The following is a 1818-nucleotide window of genomic DNA, read 5'->3' as shown; positions in this document are numbered from 1 at the left end:
TCAAATATCAGCGGATCAGGCAAAAGTAGGGGCAGCCTCAAGTCTTGGTGATAGCCAAAGCGCATTAAGCATTATGAAAGACATGCAGGCGCTAGAAACTAATATGATAGACGTGGCAGAATCAATGACCGATTTAACCACGGATATTAGTGCTATCACCACATTGCTACAGGCTATTCGTAGTATTTCAGATCAAACTAACTTACTGGCGTTAAATGCGGCGATTGAAGCGGCTAGAGCGGGTGAGAGTGGCCGAGGTTTTGCGGTGGTGGCAGATGAAGTTCGCACTTTAGCAAAGCGTACCAGTCAATCGACCGATGGCATTGAAAAAGTATTGAGTCGTTTGAATATCAGCATGCTAAAAACCGTTGAGTCGATGGATCAAGGCAAACAGCGTACGACGCAAAATGTATTTCATACCAGTGGCATAGCCAAAGGGCTTGAGCAACGTTCAGCCCAAATTGGTCAAGTGGCGACCTTGAGCCACAACGTGGCAAATGGTACACAACAACAAGCAGATAGATTGACTCAAATAGGATCGGAGATTTTGGACAACGCTCAAGCAGTTGTACTGTTATCGGCACAAGTTCAAAAGCTGGCTGGTGGCGCGGTAGAAATGAAACAGATTACTCAAGACTATCAAACCAAAGCTGCGGCTTACAAGGTGTAAAAAATACAGGCGATAGCATCGCTTTCGCCTGTATTATTTGGCTGCTAAGTTGGGACGATGCTCTTATGCAATTAACGCCAACGTTTAAAAATTAATGAAGTATTAATGCCACCAAAGGCAAAGTTGTTACTCATAATGTAGTCGGTGTCGATATGACGAATATCGTCTTTAATATAATCCAGCGGGGCGCATTCAGGGTCGACATCATTAAGATTGAGTGTCGGTGCAAACCAGCCTTCATTCATCATGTTAATACTGCTCCATGCTTCCAATGAACCACAAGCGCCTAGGGTATGACCGGTATAACTCTTTAATGAAGAGATGGGCGTTTCTGCACCAAATACTGCGTGAGTCGCGGCAGTTTCTGCTATATCACCGCGATCGGTTGCGGTGCCATGAGCACTGATATAACCGATGTCTTGTGCCGATAATTGGGCATCTTTTAAGGCTAAACGAATCGCCACTTCCATGGTGTTAGCATTGGGTTGAGTGACGTGTTGGCCATCTGAATTGGTGCCAAAACCAACCAACTCAGCATAAATATTAGCACCACGGGCTTGAGCATGTTCAAGCTCTTCTAATATCAAAGTACAAGCACCTTCACCGATAACCAAACCATCGCGGTTCTTGTCAAATGGGCGCGGCGTTAGCTCTGGAGTATCATTTTTGGTGCTGGTGGCATACAAAGTATCAAACACAACCGCCTCGGTAGGGCAAAGCTCTTCACCGCCGCCCGCGAGCATAATGGTTTGCATGCCATATTTAATCGCTTCATAAGCATAGCCAATGCCTTGACTGGCAGAGGTACAGGCACTGCTTGTGGTGTGAATACGGCCTTGTAGGCCAAAGAACACCCCAATATTAACTGCGGTAGTGTGGGCCATCATGCGGATATAACTGGTGGCGGTTAACCCCGACATTTCGCCAGTTTTTAACATGTCGCCAAAGCCCATAATAGGATCTGTACTGCCTGTAGATGAGCCGTAGGCCACGCCAGCTTGACCGGAGTTCAGGATGGGATCGTTCAACAAACCTGCGTCTTCAAGCGCTAATTCACTGGCACGTGTTGCCATCATGGATACTCGCCCCATAGAGCGGATCTTTTTACGTGAATAATGCGCAGGGAGAGTAAAATCAGTCACTGGAGC

General features: G+C 46.6%; 2 protein-coding genes. One reads left to right on the top strand and one right to left on the bottom strand.

All coding sequences use genetic code 11. The annotated features are described in order from the left end of the window. The coding region (locus CXF78_RS16205; protein WP_257984930.1) for a methyl-accepting chemotaxis protein at positions 1-670 on the top strand (670 nt) is incomplete at its 5' end. A 71-nt stretch (positions 671-741) separates the two neighbouring features. Here CXF78_RS16205 and CXF78_RS16200 read toward each other — a convergent pair. Next, positions 742-1818 (bottom strand): beta-ketoacyl-ACP synthase (locus CXF78_RS16200; RefSeq protein WP_102037362.1); only part of this gene is annotated, 1077 nt, incomplete at its 5' end.

Source organism: Shewanella sp. 11B5, from assembly GCF_002836795.1.
Taxonomy (GTDB): Bacteria; Pseudomonadota; Gammaproteobacteria; order Enterobacterales; family Shewanellaceae; genus Shewanella; species Shewanella frigidimarina.
This window is presented reverse-complemented; position numbering and strand designations above follow the sequence as displayed.